General features: G+C 54.9%; 21 protein-coding genes. 7 read left to right on the top strand and 14 right to left on the bottom strand.

Features of this window, described 5'->3' with window-relative positions; genetic code table 11:
• Positions 1 to 98: 98 nt before the first annotated feature.
• The 7 genes from EHN13_RS10410 to EHN13_RS10380 are packed head-to-tail and all read right to left on the bottom strand — an operon-like array spanning position 99 to position 7,367.
• Positions 99 to 869 carry a heme ABC transporter ATP-binding protein gene (locus tag EHN13_RS10410; protein ID WP_124021351.1) on the bottom strand — a complete coding sequence of 257 codons (771 nt, stop codon included), beginning with the start codon at positions 867 to 869 and terminating at the stop codon, positions 99 to 101.
• The gene (locus tag EHN13_RS10405; RefSeq protein WP_087053066.1) at positions 866 to 1,858 is read right to left on the bottom strand and encodes a FecCD family ABC transporter permease; all 993 of its coding nucleotides are present in this window, start codon (positions 1,856 to 1,858) and stop codon (positions 866 to 868) included. The genes EHN13_RS10410 and EHN13_RS10405 overlap by 4 nt, the downstream gene beginning before the upstream one ends.
• 51 nt (positions 1,859 to 1,909) lie before the next feature.
• Entirely contained in the window at positions 1,910 to 2,533 is a 624-nt protein-coding gene (gene chuY / locus EHN13_RS10400; RefSeq protein WP_048212395.1) for an anaerobilin reductase, read from the bottom strand.
• The gene (hutX, locus tag EHN13_RS10395; protein WP_003847520.1) at positions 2,533 to 3,027 is read right to left on the bottom strand and encodes a heme utilization cystosolic carrier protein HutX; all 495 of its coding nucleotides are present in this window, start codon (positions 3,025 to 3,027) and stop codon (positions 2,533 to 2,535) included. The genes chuY and hutX overlap by 1 nt, the downstream gene beginning before the upstream one ends.
• Before the next feature lie 12 nt (positions 3,028 to 3,039).
• Positions 3,040 to 4,377, bottom strand: a complete 1,338-nt coding sequence (gene hutW, locus EHN13_RS10390) for a heme anaerobic degradation radical SAM methyltransferase ChuW/HutW (protein WP_124021349.1) — start codon at positions 4,375 to 4,377, stop codon at positions 3,040 to 3,042.
• A gap of 18 nt (positions 4,378 to 4,395) precedes the next feature.
• The gene (locus EHN13_RS10385) at positions 4,396 to 5,220 is read right to left on the bottom strand and encodes a heme/hemin ABC transporter substrate-binding protein (RefSeq protein WP_124021348.1); all 825 of its coding nucleotides are present in this window, start codon (positions 5,218 to 5,220) and stop codon (positions 4,396 to 4,398) included.
• A 2-nt stretch (positions 5,221 to 5,222) separates the two neighbouring features.
• Positions 5,223 to 7,367, bottom strand: coding sequence for a TonB-dependent receptor plug domain-containing protein (locus tag EHN13_RS10380; protein ID WP_124021347.1), 2,145 nt, complete (start codon positions 7,365 to 7,367; stop codon positions 5,223 to 5,225).
• Positions 7,368 to 7,657: 290 nt separating this feature from the next.
• On the opposite strand from EHN13_RS10380, the gene cueR reads away from it, so the two are divergent.
• A complete protein-coding gene (cueR, locus tag EHN13_RS10375; protein ID WP_003021822.1) occupies positions 7,658 to 8,068 on the top strand; it encodes a Cu(I)-responsive transcriptional regulator in 411 nt (136 codons plus the stop codon).
• On the opposite strand, the gene EHN13_RS10370 is transcribed toward cueR, so the two are convergent.
• Genes EHN13_RS10370 through EHN13_RS10355 form a run of 4 tightly spaced genes read right to left on the bottom strand, consistent with a single transcriptional unit; the run spans position 8,065 to position 12,287 of the window.
• Positions 8,065 to 8,781, bottom strand: coding sequence for a DUF3142 domain-containing protein (locus tag EHN13_RS10370; protein WP_058842539.1), 717 nt, complete (start codon positions 8,779 to 8,781; stop codon positions 8,065 to 8,067). The two genes, cueR and EHN13_RS10370, sit on opposite strands and share 4 nt — an antisense overlap.
• Complete coding sequence (locus EHN13_RS10365; RefSeq protein ID WP_124021346.1) at positions 8,751 to 10,895, bottom strand: PA5441 family protein; 2,145 nt, start codon at positions 10,893 to 10,895, stop codon at positions 8,751 to 8,753. The genes EHN13_RS10370 and EHN13_RS10365 overlap by 31 nt, the downstream gene beginning before the upstream one ends.
• A gap of 19 nt (positions 10,896 to 10,914) precedes the next feature.
• Positions 10,915 to 11,373, bottom strand: a complete 459-nt coding sequence (locus tag EHN13_RS10360; protein WP_101741765.1) for an NfeD family protein — start codon at positions 11,371 to 11,373, stop codon at positions 10,915 to 10,917.
• On the bottom strand, positions 11,370 to 12,287 hold the full coding sequence (locus EHN13_RS10355; RefSeq protein ID WP_003021835.1) for an SPFH domain-containing protein: 918 nt from the start codon (positions 12,285 to 12,287) through the stop codon (positions 11,370 to 11,372). Before EHN13_RS10355 ends, EHN13_RS10360 begins: the two co-directional genes overlap by 4 nt.
• Positions 12,288 to 12,617: 330 nt before the next feature.
• Between EHN13_RS10355 and fetA the strand changes: the two genes are divergently transcribed.
• Together fetA and fetB are read left to right on the top strand one after the other, a co-directional pair.
• Positions 12,618 to 13,295: an iron efflux ABC transporter ATP-binding subunit FetA gene (fetA, locus tag EHN13_RS10350; protein ID WP_124021345.1), complete on the top strand. Its 678-nt coding sequence runs from the start codon at positions 12,618 to 12,620 to the stop codon at positions 13,293 to 13,295.
• Positions 13,282 to 14,061: an iron efflux ABC transporter permease subunit FetB gene (fetB, locus tag EHN13_RS10345; RefSeq protein ID WP_016149725.1), complete on the top strand. Its 780-nt coding sequence runs from the start codon at positions 13,282 to 13,284 to the stop codon at positions 14,059 to 14,061. The genes fetA and fetB overlap by 14 nt, the downstream gene beginning before the upstream one ends.
• Before the next feature lie 45 nt (positions 14,062 to 14,106).
• On the opposite strand, the gene EHN13_RS10340 is transcribed toward fetB, so the two are convergent.
• The 3 genes from EHN13_RS10340 to tesA are packed head-to-tail and all read right to left on the bottom strand — an operon-like array spanning position 14,107 to position 16,445.
• Positions 14,107 to 14,961 (bottom strand): co-chaperone YbbN, encoded by an 855-nt coding sequence (locus EHN13_RS10340; protein WP_048226259.1) that lies wholly within the window; start codon positions 14,959 to 14,961, stop codon positions 14,107 to 14,109.
• Between the two features lie 58 nt (positions 14,962 to 15,019).
• Complete coding sequence (locus tag EHN13_RS10335; protein ID WP_115643747.1) at positions 15,020 to 15,790, bottom strand: SDR family oxidoreductase; 771 nt, start codon at positions 15,788 to 15,790, stop codon at positions 15,020 to 15,022.
• Between the two features lie 28 nt (positions 15,791 to 15,818).
• On the bottom strand, positions 15,819 to 16,445 hold the full coding sequence (gene tesA / locus EHN13_RS10330; protein WP_101741825.1) for a multifunctional acyl-CoA thioesterase I/protease I/lysophospholipase L1: 627 nt from the start codon (positions 16,443 to 16,445) through the stop codon (positions 15,819 to 15,821).
• On the opposite strand from tesA, the gene ybbA reads away from it, so the two are divergent.
• The 4 genes from ybbA (at position 16,413) to EHN13_RS10310 (ending at position 21,925) form a co-directional block, all read left to right on the top strand.
• Positions 16,413 to 17,099: a putative ABC transporter ATP-binding protein YbbA gene (gene ybbA, locus EHN13_RS10325; RefSeq protein WP_101741763.1), complete on the top strand. Its 687-nt coding sequence runs from the start codon at positions 16,413 to 16,415 to the stop codon at positions 17,097 to 17,099. The two genes, tesA and ybbA, sit on opposite strands and share 33 nt — an antisense overlap.
• On the top strand, positions 17,096 to 19,510 hold the full coding sequence (gene ybbP, locus EHN13_RS10320) for a putative ABC transporter permease subunit YbbP (RefSeq protein WP_124021344.1): 2,415 nt from the start codon (positions 17,096 to 17,098) through the stop codon (positions 19,508 to 19,510). Before ybbA ends, ybbP begins: the two co-directional genes overlap by 4 nt.
• Before the next feature lie 188 nt (positions 19,511 to 19,698).
• Positions 19,699 to 20,832, top strand: a complete 1,134-nt coding sequence (locus EHN13_RS10315; RefSeq protein WP_124021343.1) for a porin — start codon at positions 19,699 to 19,701, stop codon at positions 20,830 to 20,832.
• A gap of 262 nt (positions 20,833 to 21,094) precedes the next feature.
• Complete coding sequence (locus EHN13_RS10310; RefSeq protein WP_040232652.1) at positions 21,095 to 21,925, top strand: MetQ/NlpA family ABC transporter substrate-binding protein; 831 nt, start codon at positions 21,095 to 21,097, stop codon at positions 21,923 to 21,925.
• The last annotated feature ends 50 nt before the right edge of the window (positions 21,926 to 21,975 follow it).

Below are 21,975 nucleotides of genomic sequence, written 5' to 3'. Positions count from 1 at the left end.
TCCCAGCAAGGGGAAGGTCAAGGGTGTTTTTAGAAAAGATGAAAAAAGGAGGCGAAGGGGGAAAAACGGGAACGTCACGTCAGAGCGTTCCCGGTCTGTTATTGATTGAGGACGATAAGCGGCGTTCGATGCTCCGGTTCATTTATGACCGTGAGATCGGCACCGTACAGCGCGTTCAGCGCCCGTTGCTTCAGGACATCCTGCGGATACCCGTTATCAACAATCCTGCCGCGTTCCATCAATACCACGCGGTCGGCATAACGCGCTGCGAGGTTGAGATCGTGCAGGACGCAGCAGACGCTAAACTGCCGTTCACGCACCAGGCGACGCAGCAGACGAAAAAGGTGCTGCTGGTGGTGAATATCCAGGGCGGAGGTGGGTTCATCGAGAAACAACCATTTGGACCGAGGCTCGGGCTCCCAAAGCTGAACCAGCAGACGCGCCAGCTGTACCCGCTGTTGTTCTCCTCCCGACAGATGCCGGTAATCGCGCGCGGCCAGCGCCTGGCAGTCGCACAACGTCATGATGTGCTCCGTTTCATCGCCCGTATTGCGCGTGCGATACGGATGCCTGCCCATGCGAATGACCTCCTGAACGCTAAACGGGAAGGCCATATGACTGTTCTGGCGCATCACGGCACGGATTTTTGCCAGCTCGGTGATTGACCACTCGTCCAGCGGCTTGCCGAATAAGCTACAGCGCCCACTGTGAGGTTGCAGATAACCTGTGAGCTGGCGTAGCAGCGTCGATTTCCCGGCGCCATTCGGGCCAAGGATCGCGACGATCTCTCCTTGGGGTAGCGTCAGGGAAACATCGTCGGTCAGTCGTCTCCCCTGAATGTTGTAGATCAGATTTTCTGCGACGATCATGACACCCTCCGGCTACGCAGGATTAACCACAGAAAATACGGTCCTCCGATCAGGCTGGTTAACAGGCCAACGGGCATTTCGGCAGGCTGCACCAGAGTGCGGGCCAGCGTATCGGCAATCAGGAGTAGACAGGCGCCCGCCAGCGTAGAGCAGGGAATCAACCAGCGATGATCGGCGCCGGTAGTCATTCTGATCAGATGCGGGATCACCAGGCCTATAAAGCCAATTACGCCGCTGACGGAAACGGCAGCGCCAACCAGTAGCGAGCTGAGCAACAGTAACTGCTGGCGCTTACGCTTGACGTTCACGCCGAGGTAATGCGCCTCTTCATCACCCAATTGCAGCAAATTAAGCGTGCCCGCCATACAGACGGTGACAGCAATGGCTGGAAGAACAAAGGTACTGGCAACCAGCAGCGTTGGCCACTGGGCCTGGCCGAGATTGCCCATCATCCACAGTGTAAGTTGACGTAGCTGCTGCTCATCGCCCACATAGCTCAGCACGCCAATAGCCGAACCGCACAGAGCATTGATAGCGATACCAGCTAACAGCAGTTGCATCATTCCGCCGTGGTTATGCCGCTGGCTTATCAGGAAAATAATCGTGCAGACCACCATGCTGCCCGCGACGGCAAAAATCATCTGCTCATACAGCACCAACACCACGGGAAACGAAAAGGGGATAACTATCGCGATACCGACCATCAGCGCGGAGCCGCTACTGACGCCAAGCAGGCCAGGATCGGCCATCGGATTGCGAAAAAGCCCCTGCATAATGACCCCTGCCGTTGCCAGCGCTGCGCCTACCAGAACGGCCAGCAACACGCGGGGCAGGCGGATGTTCAACCAGATGTCACGGTATTCGTCGTTGAACAGCGCGCTGAAGCTAATGTTCAGCGCCCCCTGGCTGGCTCCGAAGAGCATCAGAGCGACCAACAACAGAGAAAGACCCGTCAGAATGCTGACGGAAGAAAGCGAGTCCTTAAGCACGCAACGCTCCATAACGTCTTTGCGGCGCGAAGTTCCCGCGCCGCGAGGGGTTTACGCGGGTTTCAGTCCTGGCTCAACCAAACTGTAAATCTGGTTATTGAGTGACGGAGCTGTAGCCAGTTCGTGAATGTGCCTGGCAACATCTGCGCGCATCACAAAACCATGGCACTCCTCGGCCTGTATCCGTTGCGCCTGACCTGTGGCTGCACCGTTCAGTAAACCGCCGGGGCGGAGAATGGCGTAGTCCAGTTGACTGGTTTGTAGCCAGCTTTCAGCCAACGATTTTTCGCGTACCGCCTGACCAAATGCGGCCCTGGCGCGTGGGGACAAAAAGGGCCAACTGTCGCCACAGCCAAGCGAAGTCACCAGAATCATGCGTTTGATCTCCGCTTTTTCTGCTTCATCAATGACGGTTCTGTGCGCCAGATAATCCTCGGCACCGCCCATGGAGGAGATCACCGTGGCATGTTGACCCGCTGCGCGACAGGCACAGGCGGTGACCTGGCTGTCGCAGGCGTCGCCAATGAAGACCTGCACACCTTTTTCCTGCAACCCGGCAGCGACCTGCGCGTTGCGAACGACGGCAATCACCGGACGTTGTTCCGCCAGTGCGAGTGCCAGTGTTTTCGCGCCGACGCCGCTACCACCTGCACCAAAAATGAGCCATGGAGCCATCAGGCATGTTCCTTTAAGGATGAAGACAGCGCGTGAAAGGCGCTGACCTGGTCGGCCAGTAGCTGACGATGCTCATCCCGACCGAGGAAAATTTTGAACATAGCGCTACCCGCCTGGTTAAAGAAGAGAATGGACGCGGTGTCCATGCCCATAAATTTGCGTTCAATCAGGGCAATATGCGTGCAGTTTTCTGCCTTGATATGACCGGTCATGCCTTTTTTGCCGCGCAGGTTGAAGTAACCGTGGCGGTGGAATCCTGAAGGTAATTCACCCGTGAATTCCAGTATGACATCAGCAGTATGGACCAGGGTGGTGACTTTGCCCCATTCGCTGACGGTTTCCCAGACGGTATCAAATTGACTGCCGGAAACCAGCGTCGGGGAGGGGAGGTTTTTCACCACCTCCAGCAGCGTGGTGTTGTACTGGGCTGCGATAGCTTCCAGCGTACCGTCCGGCTCAGTTTTCAAAAAATCCTGTAAAGAGACATGGCTCATACTTCACTCCTTTTATGGTTGCTCTACCGCAATGCGCGGCGCGTTAAGTGTTTGAATCAGTTCATCAAGAGACTGCAAAATATTGCTCGCCCAAAAACGCCCTTCATTGGTCAGGCGCAAACGGGTACTGGCATCTCGCGTCAGTCCTGCGTGATGCCACTGGGTCAGTAGCGGGGCCAGTTTTTGTGCGTGAGGCGTGAGTTCATCCAGCGGGACGCGGGCCGTTTCAATGCCGGCCTGGAGGGTGTGTCGCCACTGGAAACCACGCTCGGCGGTTCGCATCATCATCATGAGCGGTTTTTTTCCGGCGGCGATGGATTCATGCCATGTGGTCAGATTGCGCTCGACCATCCAGGAATAGCCATTGACCGATCCTCCTGCGCCAGAGCCGAATGCCAGACAGTCTGCTCCCTGTTTAATCAGCAGGTTGTACAGATTGCGTTCCCGCGTGGTTCGCGCCCAGTGGCTGTTGCTGATGCAGCGCCAGCCCGCGTTGTCCATAAAATCGCAACCCTGAAGATAAAGATCGCGACGTTCGGCAGGGGAGGGAACCGTTGTACGCCCGGTTTCAACCGCTTTGCCAAGCGGCGTATTGGGGAGCAGGTTCAGCGCATAAAGATCTACGCCGTCGAGGCCGATGTCGCGAGCAATCGCCAGATCATCGCCCCACAGTTTGGCGTCCTGTCCTGGCAGACCAAACAGCAGATCGCACACCACGGCGGCTCGATCCCGTTTTACCAGCCCCTGCATAAAGGCCGTCGCGGTCGGGCCGTCCGAAGTGCGCGCCATTTTCTTGCGGATCCGGCTGTTAAATGACTGAATGCCGATCGAAAACCGATTGGCACCAGCGTCAAGGCAGGCATCGATTCGCGCATCGTCAAAATTGAGTACCCGCCCCTCAATGGTGATTTCGCAGTCCGGCGCCAGAGGTAGCTTGTCACGCAGTGCGGTGATGATTCTGGCCAGATCCCGTGCCGACAGCGCAGACGGTGTACCGCCGCCAAAATAGACGGCGTGAATCGGGGCCGACTGATGCAATGGGCTATCGGCTTCCATCTCTATTTCGCGCAGCAGCGCGTTGGTATAGCGGGCGCAGTGATCCTCTTCAAAGCGGTTTTGATAAAAACCGCAGAAAGTACAATGTGTTGCACAAAAAGGGATATGCAAGTACACCAGCCGTTTACGCGGCGGGGTGGGTTGGCTGATGACATCCTGCCAGGTTTGTGACAATAGCTCTTTGGCAACCGGGATCGCCCCACGCCAGGGCATCGTGGCGCGGCGATCCTTAAAGGGCTGACTTCCCTCGAGCGCAAAATGCGCGGTGAGATCCAGCGAGTGTTCAGTTTTCATTGTTCTTTATAAATCCAGTTAGTGAGGCCAGAATTGCTGGTGCAGGGCTTCAACCGCATCGGCGACGCGCGGCCCCATACCCAGAATCAGCGCCTGGTCTACCGCCACAATGCGCTGGTTTTTCCAGGCTGCAGTGTGGGTAATACCGGCGATTGCGCTCAGACGAGCCAGACCGCCATCCACCATTTGCGACGTCACCACGATCACCTCTGGGTTGGCGGCGATCAGCGATTCCGCGCTGTAGCTTTTGTACTGTGCGTGAGTGGCGACATTTTGTGCGCCCGCAAGGGTCATAATGGCATCGGCAACGCTACCCTTGCCGGCGACCTGTGGCGCGCTGCCGCCAGCGGAGAGAATGAACATGGCTTTGACCGGCGCGTTTTTCGCTGCCACGCTGTGCTGAACGCGATCCAGACGTTGACGAATGCGATTGACCAACGTCTCACCTTGTTCAGGAATGCGCAGGGTTTGAGCCAGTTCCCGGATGTTGGCGTACATTTGCTCAACGGTGGCCGGGACGCGCGGCAACGTCACGACGTTAACTTTTTGCGCCCTAAGTTGATCCAACACGATTTGAGGGCCTGCATCCTGCCAGGTGATAAAGCTGTCCGGATGCAGCGATAAAATGCCCTCGCTGTTTAACTGCTTCCAGTAGCCGATATGCGGGAGTGCGGCAGTTTCGGGCGGATACGAGGTGGTTTCATCGACGCCGACCACCCGGTTGCCGACACCCATGGCGTAAATCAGTTCGCTAAGCGATCCGCCCGCCACCACCAGGCGGTCGGCGGACTGGGCACTAAAAACGCAGGCGAGGCTCAGTAAGCCAATCAAGAGTTTTTTCATCGTCAGAAATTCCACGCAAAGCCAACGGCGGCATTGAAACCAGCGTCTGGAATAGATTCATGCGCGGTTCTGTAACGCTTGTCGGTCAGGTTGTTGAGCGCGAGGTTGACCTGATACTGATCCTGCGGACCGAACTCGGTGTTGAATGCAAGGTTAAGCGTGGCCCAGCCTGGGTAGTTGATTTCCGTGGTGCCGGTATTATCTTTGGCGCTGGACGCTGCGCGGATAAAGACATCGGACGTCAGGTTAGCGACGTTCATCAACCAGGTATGTTTCAGGCCGACGCGTCCGGTCAGAGTGGGTTCGCCGGTATCCCAGGTTTTAAGGGTATTGCCTTCGTACTGACGGCGAATGAAATTACCGCTCAGGTAAGGTGAAACCGCCCAGCCGTTGTATTCTGCGGTGAGTTCCATGCCCCAGGTTTTGGCCCGATCGATGTTGTCGTAGTAGTAATAGCCGCCCCGTGAAGAGGTGGTATTACCGCTGCATACGGGTTGACCTGAACAAGCCAGACTGGCGATATAGTCTTTAGCTTCGGAGTAATAAATGGCACCGTCTATCAGCCACATATTCCCTTTATACCGCGCGCCCAGCTCATAGTTATTCGAGTGTTCCGCCTTCAGATTTGGGTTGCCGTAGGTCACGCTGCCACCTGCGGACGTCTGTGTGAACAACTGAGTCAGCGTAGGGAAGACATAGCCCTGGGCATATGCAGCCCGGAGTTCAAGATCTTTAAAACCGGAATAGCGTAGGCTGGTTGAGGTCACCAGTTCATCATCGTGAACGGAATTTCCCCCGGTAGATTGCCAGGTCGTACCGCTGCTTTGGATAGTTTGCGTATCGTTACGATTGAGCTTCGAAGACAGCCAGTACTGGCGTGCGCCCACGGTCCACGTCCAGTCATCGGCAAAGCGCCAGTCGTTTTGCGCGAATAACGAGGTGTTACTTTGCTCCGCTTCGTTGTATGACAGGGTGCGTGTTTGTGTATCGAAGAAGCCGGTAGCCGCGGTCTGGCGCGTGCTGCCGTCCGTGTCCTGTTTTATTTTGTCATGCTGGTACTGAGCGCCAATCACCAGCTCGTTGTTAGCAGGCAGGGAGAAGTTGCTCTGTAGCGTTACCCCCTGGGTATACTGTTTGTCGTTGGTATTGGTCTGATTGCTGACCGTCAGCGCTTTAATCATCGGGCTGGGGATAACCTGGGTCGTTTTGACCCGGTTTTCAAATTTGCGCTCTATTGTCTGGGTGTATGCGTCAACATGGATGTTCTTCAGGTAATCCCCATCGGCCGCGTAGTCGTAGAAAAGACCGATTTTCTCGCGTTCCAGCTTAGGAATTTTGACGCTAAAGTCGTCGAACTGGCCTTCCGGATCGTCAAACCAGGTTTGAGTGGACAGTTTGTAACGATCGAGGGAGAGTCCGATTTTGTGGCGATCGAAGTTGTAACCAAGCCACACGCCCTGGCCGTTATTACGGAAGTTGGTGTCGGGCAATCTTCCGTCAGGTGTGTCGCGGTCGCCCTGGTCGGAATAGCTACCATTGATGCGGTAGTCAAAGTTTCCGATGCTGCCCCAGGCCGCTGCTGATTCTTCCCATCCTGCCGTTGCGGAGTTATAAACAGCCTTAACGCTGCCGCCGAGGGGCTTATCGCCGCCTTTTTTGGTAATAAAGTTCACGACGCCGCCAATCGCCTGCGAACCGTAGAGGACAGAATAGGGACCTTTGACCACTTCAATCCGTTCCAGCGCGGATTCGTCAATCAGCAAACCGGCTCCGTAGTTTTGTCCGGCACGTTGGTAACTGACGACCTGGCCGTCGATCAAAATCAGCACCCGCGAAGAGGCTTCGCCACGGATACGAATTTGTTTCCGCCCTGCGAGGGCGTTATCGGTGACTTCGACGCCGGGAATATCTTGTAAATCATCAGCAATAGAAACGCTGGTGGAATTTTGCAGCGTCTGGCGATCGATAACCTGGATGGTTGCCGGGCTATCCCAAAGACTACTTTCTGTGCGATTAGCCGTGACGATAACCGTGTCTTCGTCGGACGTAGAAGCGTGTGCTGGAGAGGTAGCTGCAAAAGTGGCGCCGGACATGCATAATGTCAGGGCTGAAAGAATAAATGGCCTTTGGTTATTCCGTGGCAACATAAGAGAACCTTTATTGAATGTAAATGATCATCATTATCATTCGCGTTTATATATAAAATTGTTTCCCTTTGTTCAAGACGAAAGATGTAGAACCAATATATCTTTTGATTTGAGTCAATTTCGTGCAGTCATTAAATGCATAAATGTGATCTGAATCGGATATAACAATGTGAATTAAAAGGATTTGTGCATCGCGGTGATGGTGGGAAATGTGCAGGGTTCTCGGGTAAATCATTACGACAATCTGGGCTATAATGGGGCTCAGTACCAACAAGATCCGCGGGGGAAATGTGAATATTAGCGATGTTGCGAAAAGAACCGGTTTGACCAGCAAAGCGATACGTTTTTATGAAGAAAAAGGCTTAGTGACGCCGCCGCTGCGTAGCGAAAATGGTTATCGCACATACAACCAACAGCATCTGAATGAACTGACGCTGCTGCGCCAGGCACGCCAGGTGGGTTTTAATCTCGAAGAGTGCGGCGAACTGGTGAATCTGTTTAACGATCCGGCGCGTCATAGCGCAGATGTGAAAAAGCGTACCTTAGAAAAGGTCGCGGACATTGAGCGGCATATCAGCGAGCTGCAGGCCATGCGTTTGCATTTGCTGGCACTGGCGGAGAGTTGCCCTGGCGATGACAGCGCCGAATGCCCGATAATCGATAACCTCTCCGGCTGCTGCCACCATAAAGCAAAGGCTTAACGGCGAGGGGGATTAAGCATAAATACCACCGTGCCGCGGTACCACGGGGATTTCTCAAGCTGCGCTTCCGCCTGCGGGTCCCGGCTACCGTTTTGCACCAGCCCCAGCTTAAACGGAATGCGCAGACGACTGAGTGCAGGCAGATACGCCTGATAATTCGTTACCGTATGACGGCCCTGATAGCTCTGGACCACCAGTTCATCGACCGCCAGCGCATTCAGCGTGGCGACGTCGCCCGTTTTTGCCCAATCCAGAAGTCCAGTCACGCCAAGTGCGAACTCGGCCGGTAGCTGTTGGCGTAATTGCTGCAGAAAGCGCGCGTAATCGGCAAGCTGATGGGTCGCCGCGTCAAAATCAACCTGCAGGCCGACCACGTGATTCCCGGCGGTCTGCCAGCGTTGCATCAATCTTATGATGCGAGCCGGGATCGCCTCCGGTACGTCGAGCGTGGTAAAGCGCACGGTCAGCCAGATCGAGGGAAAAGACAGGCGGCTGACCGGCAGCCCGAGACGCTGGAAAACCACGTTACCCGAACGAACCAGCACCTCACCCTGATGCAGATAGACCGTTTGTGCGTCTTTCAGCTCATCACTGGCCTTCACGCCTGACCACAGCCAGAAGGCCGGATGCTCACGGGCGGCGACGATATCCGCCGCCTGTGCCTGGCCTGTCAGCAGCGCGGTTACCAGTAGTATTTGAGTTTTTGCGCCCACGGACTTCCCGGATATTGCGTTTTCAGTTGGGTGAACCAGCCTTTACGCTGCAGTTTATCCACGTCCTCACCGCCGCACTCGTTAGAGCCTGACGGCGCATAGCACATGATGGCGCGATACAGCGCGAAGCTCTTGTCTTCAACCTCAGCTTTCGGCGAAGTGATCACCTGCTGATAGTAGCTTTGCCTGTCGAACTGGCCGAACGGCTCCTTGCGCGATATTGCTGATTCAAGTACGTCGTTGCCAGCACTGTTTTTCCACAAATCGACGTGGGTTTGCGTGGTGCGGAAGAATTCGCCTAAGCAGTTCAGCGCGTGGGCATCATCCGCTTTTTTGCTCAATACCGTTACCGTTTCATTGAGGCTGCGACAGGTGTAACCGCGCTCGGCAGCGTCGCCATTCCAGTCGAAAATACTCAGATTAACGTCATCAAACGCGTCGCTAATAACCGGTGGAGTAATGGCGCTGGCCAGTTTTCTGTCATTCAACCAGTCGCCAAAGCGGTTTTCGGTAAGATCGCGTACCAGCAGCGTATGCAGGGCGATGGTACGCTCTTCATTGTTAGGTCCATGGACGGCCTGCTGGCGCAAAAGTTCAGGCGAGGCCTGTGTTTTCAGTATCTGCGAGCGAAAACGCAGGTTGGTTACTGCGCTTTCTGGGGCAAAAACCGCCGCCACGTCGCCGCTATAAACCAGCGTTGCGGCGAGCTTAGCCTGTACATACTGCTGCTGTTCGTTGTCCTGGCTGAGTTTTAGCAACTGCTGCCAGAAATCACGCGCCGCGCGCCAGTTCTTCTGGCCCATCAGCGCTTCGCCGTACAGCACCTGCTCACTGAAGGCGAGGGTATCGTGAGCGGCAAGTTTCTGCGCTGGCGTAACGGCCTGAATAATCGCCGCGTAGTTCTCCGTCGCCAGCCACAGATTCAGTTGCAGATCTCGCCATAGCGGCAATTTTTGGCTCTGCTCAAACACCGGTTTGCTGGCATCGAGCTGCGCCTGGGTCAGCGTGGGTTTACTGTTGTTATCCAGACGCAGCGCGCGCAGCAGTTCGATATAGCTGACATGCGGCGCATCGGGGAAGGCTTCTACCACGGACTGTTCGTAGAACGCCATACCGTAGACATTATCGTATTCGATGACAATTTCACGCAGTTGCCGAGCGTCAGCCGACTGCTGGAGCGTCTGCTCATACAACCCGGCCAGCTGCGGCCACGCCTGTAAATACCAGTTGATGCGACGCAGCATACCGCGCGCGGAGTCGGCATACAGGCCTTGCGGGTAACGTTGCAGATAGGCTTGCGCCTGCGTCTGAGCCTGAGTCGCGTCCTCGCGGTTAATTTTTGCAATATCAAAATCGCCGTATTCGCCCACGCTGTTCTGGCTGCTCTTGTTCAACGCCGCACGCATCAGCATGTATTGCGCGGTCTCTGCCAGCCACGGACGCTCACTTTTGGCAAGCTGAGTAAAATCCCGTTCGGCGCTGGCATAATCACCGGCATAGAAACTGGCGGCCGCGGCCAGATAATTTTTATAGGACTGAGCGGGTGAATCAGCCGGGAGGGTGGCAAGTGAAGACTCAATTTGCTCGCGGGTTGCCCCGGATAGCAGCCCCGTACGCGCCTGGGCTAAGGCCTGGCGCTGTTCCGCCGTTAACGTCGAGTCCCCCAGCAGTGCGGCAAAAAACGCGCTGACGCTCCCGGTGTTATTCGAAACATGACGGTTCTCAAGCTCAGCGTCGTTGACGTTTATTTCGTCTGCGCTAATGTTCAGTTCGGCCATCTGTCGGGAGAGTGGGCTGTTTTCGCCGGATACTGGAGTAGCGGCTGGCGGCGGGGCAACGTCATCCCACTGCGGATGATAGGCAAAATAGAAATCCCGGGAGCGGGTGATATCCGCTGGCATTGATTGCACCGGCAGAGCAAATGATTTTTCCTGGCTCAGCAGCCGCAGCAGGTTATCGCGGCTGTCGTTTTCCGGATTAAAGGTCGGCGTGCCTTTCAGCAGGCAGCTGTCGTCGCTCCATTTGCAGTCTTCCATATCGAAAGAGGCGAATGCCTGCGGGGCGGCGGTCAGTAATGTGCAAAGGGCAAAGGCAAGGGGTGTCTTCCTGACCATAGTCTTATTTCCTGTCTTTTTAGTGTGATACCGCTTTAATAATCAGGGTTATCCCTTCAACGGCTATGACTTCAACCTGCGTTCCGGCGCTCAAATCGTCGCGGGCGCTGACGGGCCATGAGCTATCGCCGACGCGCATATGTCCACGGCCATTGACCAGGCCAGTTTCCAGAATAAATCGACGGCCAACCAGCTGCTGCCCGCGTTGGTTAAGATGGCTGTCGGCGGGTTTTTGCTCCTGAACGCGCCTTGCCAGCCATTTCCACCACAGCCAGGCCGCCAGCAGGGTGAGGGCGGCGAACATCGCCCCCTGCCACGCCCAGTCTAGCGGAACGAGCCAGACGACCAGACCGGTAATTACCGCCGCTACGCCGCTCCACAACAGATAGCCGTTACCGCCCAGCATCTCGGCGGCGAGTAGCAAACCGCCGAGGCTGAGCCAGAAGATGTGGGGGTGCACCAGAATCATCGCTATCATGATTTTTTCCGCTCGCTGGCGCTGTCCTTAACCAGTTCGGCAATCCCGGCAATAGAGCCCATCAGGCTGCTGGCATCCAGCGGCATCATCACCACTTTGCTGTTATTTGACGAGCCAATATGCTGCAGCGCTTCGGTGTATTTCTGCGCCACGAAGTAGTTCACGGCCTGAATATCCCCGGCGGCAATAGCCTCAGAAACCATCTGCGTTGCGCGAGCTTCGGCTTCTGCGGAACGTTCACGCGCTTCAGCCTGTAAAAACGCGGACTGGCGTTCACCTTCCGCTTTAAGGATCTTCGACTGCTTCTCACCTTCGGCCTTGACGATTTCTGCCTGACGGATCCCTTCGGCCTCAAGAATGTAGGCGCGCTTGGTACGTTCGGCTTTCATCTGCGCGTTCATCGCGTCGATAAGTTCGGCCGGAGGACGCACGTCGCGGATCTCGATACGGGTGATTTTGATGCCCCAGGGATTCGTGGCTTCATCAACAATATGCAGCAGGCGCGTGTTGATGTTGTCGCGCTGGGAGAGCATTTCATCGAGTTCCATCGAACCGAGAACGGTACGAATGTTGGTCATGGTCAGGTTGATAATCGCCAGTTCCAGGTTGCTAACTTCATAGGCCGCTTTCGGCGCGTCGATCACCTGAATAAAGCACACGGCATCAATGGCGACGTTGGCGTTATCTTTGGAGATGACTTCCTGAGAAGGGATATCAAGCACCTGTTCCATCATGTTGATCTTACGACCAATGCGGTCCATGAACGGCACAACAAGGCTTAAACCCGGTTGCAGGGTTTTGGTGTAACGGCCAAAACGCTCTACCGTCCACTGATATCCCTGCGGGACGATTTTGACGCCAGCGCCGACGATGACCAGCGCGACAAAAATAAGAATAGGAATAAAAATGAGCATTGATGAAACCTCCTGTTGTGCTGTCCTTTACTGCCTCATTAATCAAATTATACCCGATTAATCAAGGGGGGTTCCCTTATAATAAATTACAGGCATATACCCTTCATACTTCAAGTTGCATGTGCGTTAGCTACGTTAGCTCACCCCAGTCACATAGTTAGCTATGCTCCTGGAGATTAATGAGGGACATCCATGTCCCCCACCGGAGGCCAGCCTTAAGCTGGTCAAATTCGTTCCTGACGAATTTGTCGCTCACTTGCCGCCTTCATGCAACTCGAATTATTTTGGGTATAGACTGTCTGCATGAAAGAGGTAAAAAAGGGATATGTAATGGAAGAAAGCAGCATTCTGCTTCAGTTAAAAAATGTCGCATGGCAGGCAGGGGAGACGCAGGTTCTCAATAACATCTGTTTTGATCTCCGCGCCGGAGAATTTAAGCTGATTACCGGCCAGTCTGGCTGCGGGAAAAGTACGTTACTCAAGATTGTGGCGTCATTAATGAGTCCGACTGCCGGTGAGATTCTGTTTAAGGGCAAGGATATAACTACCCTCAAGCCGGAAACGTATCGCCAGCAGGTCTCTTATTGCGCGCAAACGCCCGCTTTGTTTGGTGACACCGTTTACGACAACCTCATTTTCCCCTGGCAAATCCGTAATAAACGTCCGGAGCCGGATGCGTTTCTGAGCGATCTGGCCCATTTTGATCTCCCCGAGACGATCCTCAAAAAAAGCATCAATGAGTTGTCCGGTGGCGAAAAGCAGCGCGTCTCGCTAATTCGTAATTTGCAGTTTCTGCCCAAAATCCTGCTGCTTGATGAAATCACCAGCGCGCTGGATGAGGCTAATAAACGTAATGTGAACGAATTAATTCACCACTATGTTCGTGATAAGAATATTGCGGTGCTGTGGGTGACGCACGACAAAGATGAAATTACGCATGCGGATAATGTCATAACCCTTCAACCGCACGCCGGAGAAATGCAGGAAGCACGCAATGAACGAGCATAATATTACCAATGAGTCCCTGGCATTAGCGATGATGCTGGTGGTGGTGGCAATCCTGATTAGCCACAAAGAAAAACTGGCGCTGGAGAAAGATATTCTCTGGAGCGTTTGCCGGGCGGTGGTTCAGCTTATTATCGTCGGCTATGTGCTGAAATATATTTTTGGCGTTAACCACAGCATTCTGACCTTACTGATGGTGCTGTTTATTTGCTTTAACGCGGCTTATAACGCACAAAAGCGCAGTAAATATATTGATAAAGCTTTCCTCTCGTCGTTTATCGCTATCACGGTGGGGGCGGGATTAACGCTGGCGGTGCTGGTTTTGTCTGGTTCTATCGAGTTCACGCCGATGCAGGTCATCCCGATCTCCGGCATGATTGCTGGCAATGCGATGGTGGCGGTGGGGCTGTGTTACAACAATCTGGGGCAGCGGTTTAACAGCGAACAGCAGCAAATTCAGGAAAAACTCAGCCTCGGCGCGACGCCGAAAGTGGCCTCCGCGGCGCTGATTCGCGACAGCATTCGCGCCTCGCTGATCCCAACGATCGACTCTGCTAAAACGGTAGGGCTGGTGAGTTTACCGGGGATGATGTCCGGATTGATCTTCGCGGGTATTGATCCAGTAAAAGCGATTAAGTATCAGATTATGGTGACGTTTATGCTGCTTTCTACCGCCAGCCTGTCGACCATTATTGCCTGCTACCTGACCTATCGGAAATTCTATAATTCGCGCCACCAATTAGTCGTAACGCATTTGAAGAAGACGTGACGTGATGCCGGATGGCGGCTAGCGCTATCCGGCAAATGCGGCAGATTAGTACAACAGCGCGTACAGCTGGCGGCGGTATTTTGAGGCCAGCGCATCGCCGGTGCCGAGTGCGGCAAGGATCTCCTGGAAGGTCTTACGTGCCTGACCGTCGGCAGCAGTGAGATCTTTCTTCAGGTGGCTGAACAGCAGTTCCAGTGATTCCTCGTTACGTCCGACCTGATGTAACTGGATGGCCAGTTGAGTTGCCAGCGCCGCATCCTGCGGATTGCTGGCGACCTGCTGCTGCAGTTGCTGGATTTCCGGCGTATCCGCCGCCTGCTTCAGCAGTTCGATCTGTGCGATCAGCCCCTGATAACGGGTGTCCTGATCCTGCAACGGAATGGTTTTCAGCACCGCTTCGGCTTCGTCAGAGCGGTTCAGGGCGATTTGCGTTTCCGCCAGCAGCAGGCCAATTTCGCTGCTCTGGTTGGAGATCTGCCAGGCTTCTTTCAGCAGCGGCAGCGCGTCGGCGTGATTACCTGCTTCGATGAACTCGATAGCCTGACGCGCTTTCAGCTCTTCTTCGCTCGGCAACACTTTTTCCAGCAGCGCGCGGATAACCTCTTCCGGCTGCGGGCCCTGGAATCCGTCCACTGGCTGACCGTTCTGGAACAGATAAACCGTAGGGATGGCGCGCAGGCCAAACTGAGAAGCGATCATCTGCTCGGCGTCGCAGTCGAGCTTGGCGAGAATAAACTGGCCGTTGTACTGGGCGGCAAGGCTCTCCAGTACCGGCGTCAATTGCAGGCAGTGCTGGCTGCGCTCAGACCAGAAATAGAACAGGACCGGCGTGGTCATCGACTGTTCAAGGGTCTGCTGCAGGTTAGATTCGTTAATGTTAACAATATTCTGTGTGGACATGGAGTTACTCTCTTTTGTCGATTTCTTGTTACATGGGGGCTGACGCGCGTGCTTCAACTCAACCCTGTAAAATTTTGTCCATTATGCGGCCTGGCAACAGGCGTTTAAGTAGCATCACTGCCCAGGTCACCAACGTAACCGGATAACGTAGCTTCGGTTTGTCGCTCTCAAACGCATGACGCACTTTGGCGACAACGGCCTCCGGGCCCAATGTAAATCGAGCAGCAATACCGGGGTTCTCGACGGGCTTATCACTCTGGGTCTGGTTGACGTTTTCGGTAAAACGGGTGCGAATAGGGCCGGGTTCAATCAGGCTGACCTTAATCCCGCTGTGGCGCAGCTCCATACGCAGCGCGTCGGACCAGGCTTCCAGCGCGTATTTGCTGGCGGCATAGGCGCCGCGTCCCGGCGTTGAGATCAATCCCATCACCGATGAGGTCATCACGATACGTCCTTCGCCGTGAGGTTGCATGGCGGGCAACAGGCGCATGGTCAGTTGATGCGCGCCAAAGAAGTTGGCGGAAAATTGCTGCTCCATTTGCTCGCGGCTAATGGTGGACAGCGGGCCATAGACGCCGTATCCGGCGTTGTTAAAGATCCCATACAAACGATTATCGGTCAGGGCGATCACCTCGTTGGCGGCGCGATCCACGCTTTCGGGTGAATCCAGATCCAGCAATACGCCAGTGAATCCCATACTGTTCATACGCGCGACATCGTCAGGTTTGCGACAGCCTGCCAGAATTTGAAAACCCTGGCGTTTAAGCTCAAGCGCACTTTCCAGACCGATTCCGCTGGAACATCCTGTTATTAAGACCGATTTTTGCATAACTTTACCTGTCAGGATCTCCGTTGAATTACGAGTCGTGATTTACTAAAGGGGTCAATTGTTTCGCCATCCAGTCGGCAATAAACGGCTGGGCGTCACGATTAGGATGGATACCATCATCCTGCATCCATTGGGGTTTCAGATAGACCTCTTCCATAAAAAAGGGCAGCAGAGGAATATCAAACTCTTTGGCAAGCTTGGGATAAATCGCGCTAAAGGTTTCATTATAACGGCGACCGTAGTTAGCTGGCAGATGAATTTGCATCAGTAGCGGTTCGGCATTTGCCGCTTTCACGTCTTGCAAAATGGTACGCAGGGTTTGTTCAGTTTGGGCTGGTGCAAACCCGCGCAGGCCATCGTTGCCGCCAAGTTCGACCAGCACCCAGCGCGGCTGGTGCTGCTTGAGTAATGCAGGCAGACGGGCCAGACCCTGCTGTGAGGTATCACCGCTAATACTGGCATTTACCACCGGTGTTTTGCTGTGCCATTTATCATTAAGCAGTGCAGGCCACGCGGCGCTGGCGGACATACGGTATCCGGCGCTCAGGCTGTCACCCAGAATTAATAACGTGTCCGCTGCGGCGGCGCGGAAAGTTAACAGAACCAGGAACAGGAAAGGCCAATGCCAGCGGAAAACATTGTTGAAGTTCATCATCTTAAGAAATCCGTCGGTCAGGGTGATCAAGAGCTATCCATCCTTACCGGAGTTGAACTGGTTGTCAAACGCGCCGAGACCATTGCGTTGATTGGCGAGTCGGGATCGGGGAAATCCACGCTGCTGGCGATCCTCGCCGGGCTGGACGATGGCTCCGGCGGTGAAGTCAGCCTGGTGGGGCAGGCGCTGCACGCCATGGATGAAGAAGCCCGGGCGCAGCTTCGGGCGCGGCACGTGGGTTTTGTCTTCCAGTCATTCATGTTAATTCCAACCCTCAACGCGCTGGAAAACGTCGAACTGCCCGCGCTGCTACGCGGCGAAAATAGCGGAAAAAGTCGTGATGGGGCAAAAACGCTGCTGGAGCAACTGGGGTTGGGAAAACGCCTTGATCATCTTCCGGCCCAGCTTTCCGGCGGGGAGCAGCAGCGCGTAGCGCTGGCACGGGCGTTTAACGGACGCCCTGATGTGCTGTTTGCCGATGAACCAACGGGCAATCTGGACAGGCAGACCGGAGACAAAATCGCCGACCTGCTGTTTTCTCTGAACCGGGAACATGGCACCACCCTGATTCTGGTGACCCATGACCCGCAGCTGGCGGCGCGTTGCGATAGGCGTTTACGCCTGGTGAACGGACAGTTGCAGGAGGAGGCATGATTGCACGCTGGTTCTGGCGCGAATGGCGCTCGCCTTCATTACTGATAGTCTGGCTGGCGCTGAGCCTGGCGGTGGCCTGCGTGCTGGCGCTGGGCAATATCAGCGATCGCATGGAAAAAGGACTTAGCCAGCAAAGTCGTGAGTTTATGGCGGGGGACCGGTCGCTGCAAAGTTCGCGCGCTGTGCCGAAAGCGTGGATTGACGAGGCGCGACAGCGTGGTCTGCAGGTGGGTGAACAGATCACCTTTGCCACCATGACCTTTGCCCGGGATACGCCGCAGCTGGCGAACGTCAAAGCGGTGGATGATGTGTATCCGATGTACGGCTCGTTGCAAACCAATCCGCCGGGGCTGAAACCGCAGCCGGGCTCAGTGCTGCTGGCACCGCGTCTGATGGCGCTGCTCAACGTAAAAATCGGTGATTCCATCGACGTTGGCGATGCCACCCTGCGCATCGCCGGGGAAGTGGTGCAGGAACCGGATTCCGGTTTTAATCCTTTCCAGATAGCGCCGCGCCTGATGATGAACATGGCGGATGTCGAAAAAACGGCGGCGGTCCAGCCGGGAAGCCGGGTGACCTGGCGCTATAAATTTGGTGGTACGCCACAGCAACTGGAAGCCTATGAAAAATGGCTGCTGCCGCAGTTAAAGCCGGAACAGCGCTGGTATGGGCTGGAGCAGGATGAAGGGGCGTTGGGGAAATCTCTGCAGCGTTCGCAACAGTTCCTGCTGCTGTCGGCACTGTTAACGCTACTGCTGGCGGTTGCTGCCGTTGCCGTGGCGATGAATCATTACTGCCGCAGCCGTTACGATTTGGTGGCGATATTAAAAACGCTCGGTGCGGGCAGGGCGCAGCTGCGCAAGCTGATTATCGGCCAGTGGCTGATGGTGCTGGCGCTGTCTGGCGTGACCGGCGGGCTGTTCGGGCTGTTATTTGAGCGGGTGCTGGTGGTATTACTGAAGCCGGTTCTGCCAGGTGAGCTGCCGCCCGCTAGCCTGTGGCCGTGGCTGTGGGCACTCGGTACGATGACCGTCATTTCTCTGCTGGTGGGGCTACGCCCTTATCGCCTGCTGCTGGCGACGCAGCCGCTGCGGGTACTGCGTCGCGACGTGGTGGCAAACGTCTGGCCGCTCAAGGTCTATCTGCCCGTAGCAACGATAGTTGTGGTTGCGCTGCTGGCCGGATTGATGGGCGGAAGTATGCTGCTGTGGGCTGTACTGGCCGGGGCGGTGGTGCTGGCGCTGCTGTGCGGCGTGCTGGGTTGGATGCTGCTCAACGTACTGCGTGGCCTGACGTTAACGTCGCTACCGCTACGTTTAGCGGTCAGCCGGCTGTTGCGCCAGCCGTGGTCAACGCTCAGCCAGCTGTCGGCATTTTCGCTGTCCTTTATGCTGCTGGCGCTGTTGCTGGTGCTGCGCGGCGATCTCCTCGACCGCTGGCAGCAGCAAATGCCGCCGGAAAGCCCAAACTATTTTCTGATCAACATTGCCACCGAGCAGGTGGCGCCGCTGAAGACTTTCCTTGCTGAGCATCAGGTGATCCCGGAGTCGTTCTATCCCATCGTGCGGGCGCGTCTGACGGCAATCAATGACAAAGCGACCGAAGGTAATCAGGACGAGGCGCTTAATCGTGAATTGAATCTGACCTGGCAGGATACCCGGCCGGATCATAACCCGATTACCGCCGGAAGCTGGCCGCCAAAAGCGGGTGAAGTGTCGATGGAAGAGGGGCTGGCGAAGCGGTTAAACGTAAAGCCTGGCGATCGTGTGACCTTTATGGGCGATACCCAGGATTTCAGCGCCACGGTCAGCAGTCTGCGCAAAGTGGACTGGGAAAGCCTGCGACCGAATTTCTTCTTCATTTTCCCCTCCGGTGCGCTGGACGGGCAGCCGCAAAGTTGGTTAACCAGCTTTCGTTGGGAGAACGGCAACGGCATGCTGACGCAGCTTAACCGCGAATTCCCGACTATCAGCCTGCTGGATATTGGCGCTATTCTCAAACAGGTGAGTCAGGTGCTGGAGCAGGTGAGCCGCGCGCTGGAGGTGATGGTGGTGCTGGTTACCGCCTGCGGTATGTTGCTGCTATTGGCGCAGGTGCAGGTGGGGATGCGTCAGCGTCATCAGGAACTGGTGGTCTGGCGTACGCTGGGCGCGGGCAAGAAGCTGCTGCGTACCACGCTGTGGTGCGAGTTCGCGATGCTCGGGATGGTCGCCGGCCTGGTGGCGGCCATCGGGGCGGAAACGGCGCTGGCGGTGCTGCAAACCCACGTGTTTGATTTCCCGTGGGAACCAGACTGGCGGCTGTGGGTTGTGTTGCCGCTTTGTGGGGCATTGCTGCTCTCTCTCTGCGGCGGATGGCTCGGTTCACGTCTTCTTAAAGGCAAAGCGTTGTTCCGTCAGTTCAGCAGTTAATTCATATTCGTGATGATTACGCACCGGTTTTTTTAAATCGGTGCGTTTTTTTATCTATGTAGCACAAATTGATAACTACTTGATATTTAACAGCACAAATCAATAAAAACCCGACAACACGAGTGTATTAATAAACGTTAATATTTGTATGCTGAATAATTGGCAGGCTATCTATCAAGGTACAAATAATGACTATAAAAAAAACGGCGCTGGCAGTATCGATCGGCGCAGCAGTGGCATTAACGACTTTCGCCTCTCAGGCGGAAATCACGGTTCTGAAACAAGATCCGCATGCGGGCAATCCGCTGAGCCGTCTTAATTTCACCGTCGGCGGGAGTATTCGTCCGCAGTTCCAGAATATGGCCGGTGACGATGGTAAGAATGGCTACAAACGTAATGGTTTCGACGGCGGGACGCGTTTCCGCTTCGCCGCTGACTACTATCTGTTTGATGACATCAGTTGGGTGAGCTACTACGAGCTGGGTGTTAACTTCCCGGCGATGTTCAACTGGGACAATCACTATGCTAACGGTGCCAACGATACCACGCGTCGTATGCTGTACACCGGTCTGAAGAGCGCGACCTGGGGTACGCTGACCTTCGGTCAACAGAACAGCATTTACTATGATGTGGTGGGTGCGAAAACGGATATCTGGGACTACGACATGATCGGCCAGGCGCCAGGTAACGGGATCAATGGCGACTACGACGGTTCCTATCGTACACGTAAATCACTGAAGTATAAAAATACGGTAGGCGATGTTGATCTTTACGCGTCTTATCTGTTCAGCGATGACTACAACCCGAATAACGGCCTGCGTTACAAACGTAAAGGCGGCGGCTCGCTGGGTGTGGATTATCACATTACCGATGACCTGACCTGGGGTACGGCGTGGAACTACACCCGCGCGGAAATGCGTGGTAACACCAGCAAAACCTACGATCAAAACATCGTCGGTACCGCGCTGAGCTGGAAACCGGACAACTGGACCTTCTCAATGGGCGGCGGCTGGTATCAGAACTTCATGACCACCAAAAAAGTCTCGGTTAACGACTACTTTGCCGGTGATGCCTGGGGTCTGGAATACTTCGCGGGTTACACCTTCCCGGTTGGTCAGTATGCGCTGAAATCCGTTCAGCCATACTTTATGGGCGATCGTATTGAATACGTGAATGGTCGTAACTACCTGCGCACCGACAACGGTGTGGGTATCAGCTTCCAGCTGGATTACGGTTTCCGTGTGGATTACGAACACGTCTTCACCTCCAGCACCGACAATCTGGGTGATATGAACCTGGTTCGTCTGCGTTACGATTTCTAATCAAACGCCCGCTGCCCGATGCGCTTGCGCTTATCGGGCCTAAGAAAGCTGTTGTAGGCCGGATAAGGCACTTGTGCCGTCATCCGGCTTTTTCATGCCATCTCACATTTAAAAACACACTCTGCAACATCATGAAATAATTTCAAGGACAGCAGGTTGTGATCTGTGTCATGTTAACAATCAGCCTGTTAAACAGGTTAACAACAACAACGCCGCAAGAACGGCGTGAGACATGACACCACAACGTTAAAATGGAGAGATTATGGGATTGCGTCAGAGTTTACGCGTCGCGACCGGGGCGCTGTTACTGGCCTGTGGATTACAATTTGCTCATGCGAACAGTGATCCGCACACCATCGTATTTGGCGTCGCACCTGGGCCGTACGGCGATATGGTAAAACAAGCCATTGCCCCTACGCTGAAAGAGAAAGGCTATAAGGTCGTGGTGCGCGAATTCAGCGACTACGTGCAGCCGAACATGGCGCTCTCCAACGGCAGCATTGATGCCAACCTGTTCCAGCACTCGCTTTACTTTGACAAATTCACCGCCGATAAAGGCCTGAAGCTGAGCAAGCTGATTGTGGTTCCAACGGCCGGGATGGGTTTTTACTCACATAAAATCAAAAGTCTGGATGAGTTGAAAAAAGGGGATGTGATCACACTTTCCAACGATCCCACCAACCTGGCTCGCGGTCTGCGTTTCCTGCAGTCAATTGGCCTTATCACCATCAAAGATAACATCGACCCGACTAAAGCCTCTGAGCGCGATATCGCCAGCAACCCGAAAGGGCTGGTGTTTAAACCGCTGGAAGCGGCACAGCTGCCGCGCACGCTGGACGGCGTGACCGGCGCGCTGGTCAACGGCAACTTTGCAGTAGCGGCAAAACTGGATCTTGCCAGCGCCATCAAGCAAGAGCATCTGGATGAAAATCTTAAAAATATCATTGCGGTACGCAGTGAAGATGCGGATAAACCGTTCGCCAAAGATATTGTTGAGGCGGTGAAATCTCCGGCATATCGCGCCGTGATTGACGACCCGAAAAATATCTACAGCGCCTTCCAGAAACCGGAATGGATGTCGGCAGCCCAATAATCGCTGCGCACAAGGGTTAACAGGGGCAGCGACGACTGCCCTTTTCGCAT

The sequence above is a fragment of the Citrobacter youngae genome, from assembly GCF_003818115.1.
GTDB lineage: Bacteria > Pseudomonadota > Gammaproteobacteria > Enterobacterales > Enterobacteriaceae > Citrobacter > Citrobacter youngae.
The sequence above is the reverse complement of the archived record's forward strand: the minus strand, read 5'-3'. Positions and strand labels throughout refer to the sequence as shown.

Bases quoted from the DNA above. Each gene is read 5' to 3' on its own strand.
- hutW (WP_124021349.1), bottom strand. From the start codon at position 4,377: ATGAAAACTGAACACTCGCTGGATCTCACCGCGCATTTTGCGCTCGAG.
- EHN13_RS10310 (WP_040232652.1), top strand. From the start codon at position 21,095: ATGGGATTGCGTCAGAGTTTACGCGTCGCGACCGGGGCGCTGTTACTG.
- tesA (WP_101741825.1), bottom strand. From the start codon at position 16,445: ATGATGAACTTCAACAATGTTTTCCGCTGGCATTGGCCTTTCCTGTTC.
- EHN13_RS10355 (WP_003021835.1), bottom strand. From the start codon at position 12,287: ATGCTCATTTTTATTCCTATTCTTATTTTTGTCGCGCTGGTCATCGTC.
- EHN13_RS10380 (WP_124021347.1), bottom strand. From the start codon at position 7,367: ATGTTGCCACGGAATAACCAAAGGCCATTTATTCTTTCAGCCCTGACA.
- EHN13_RS10360 (WP_101741765.1), bottom strand. From the start codon at position 11,373: ATGATAGCGATGATTCTGGTGCACCCCCACATCTTCTGGCTCAGCCTC.
- EHN13_RS10340 (WP_048226259.1), bottom strand. From the start codon at position 14,961: ATGTCCACACAGAATATTGTTAACATTAACGAATCTAACCTGCAGCAG.
- chuY (WP_048212395.1), bottom strand. From the start codon at position 2,533: ATGGCTCCATGGCTCATTTTTGGTGCAGGTGGTAGCGGCGTCGGCGCG.
- ybbP (WP_124021344.1), top strand. From the start codon at position 17,096: ATGATTGCACGCTGGTTCTGGCGCGAATGGCGCTCGCCTTCATTACTG.
- EHN13_RS10410 (WP_124021351.1), bottom strand. From the start codon at position 869: ATGATCGTCGCAGAAAATCTGATCTACAACATTCAGGGGAGACGACTG.
- hutX (WP_003847520.1), bottom strand. From the start codon at position 3,027: ATGAGCCATGTCTCTTTACAGGATTTTTTGAAAACTGAGCCGGACGGT.
- EHN13_RS10365 (WP_124021346.1), bottom strand. From the start codon at position 10,895: ATGGTCAGGAAGACACCCCTTGCCTTTGCCCTTTGCACATTACTGACC.
- ybbA (WP_101741763.1), top strand. From the start codon at position 16,413: ATGCCAGCGGAAAACATTGTTGAAGTTCATCATCTTAAGAAATCCGTC.
- fetA (WP_124021345.1), top strand. From the start codon at position 12,618: ATGGAAGAAAGCAGCATTCTGCTTCAGTTAAAAAATGTCGCATGGCAG.
- fetB (WP_016149725.1), top strand. From the start codon at position 13,282: ATGAACGAGCATAATATTACCAATGAGTCCCTGGCATTAGCGATGATG.
- EHN13_RS10385 (WP_124021348.1), bottom strand. From the start codon at position 5,220: ATGAAAAAACTCTTGATTGGCTTACTGAGCCTCGCCTGCGTTTTTAGT.
- EHN13_RS10335 (WP_115643747.1), bottom strand. From the start codon at position 15,790: ATGCAAAAATCGGTCTTAATAACAGGATGTTCCAGCGGAATCGGTCTG.
- EHN13_RS10315 (WP_124021343.1), top strand. From the start codon at position 19,699: ATGACTATAAAAAAAACGGCGCTGGCAGTATCGATCGGCGCAGCAGTG.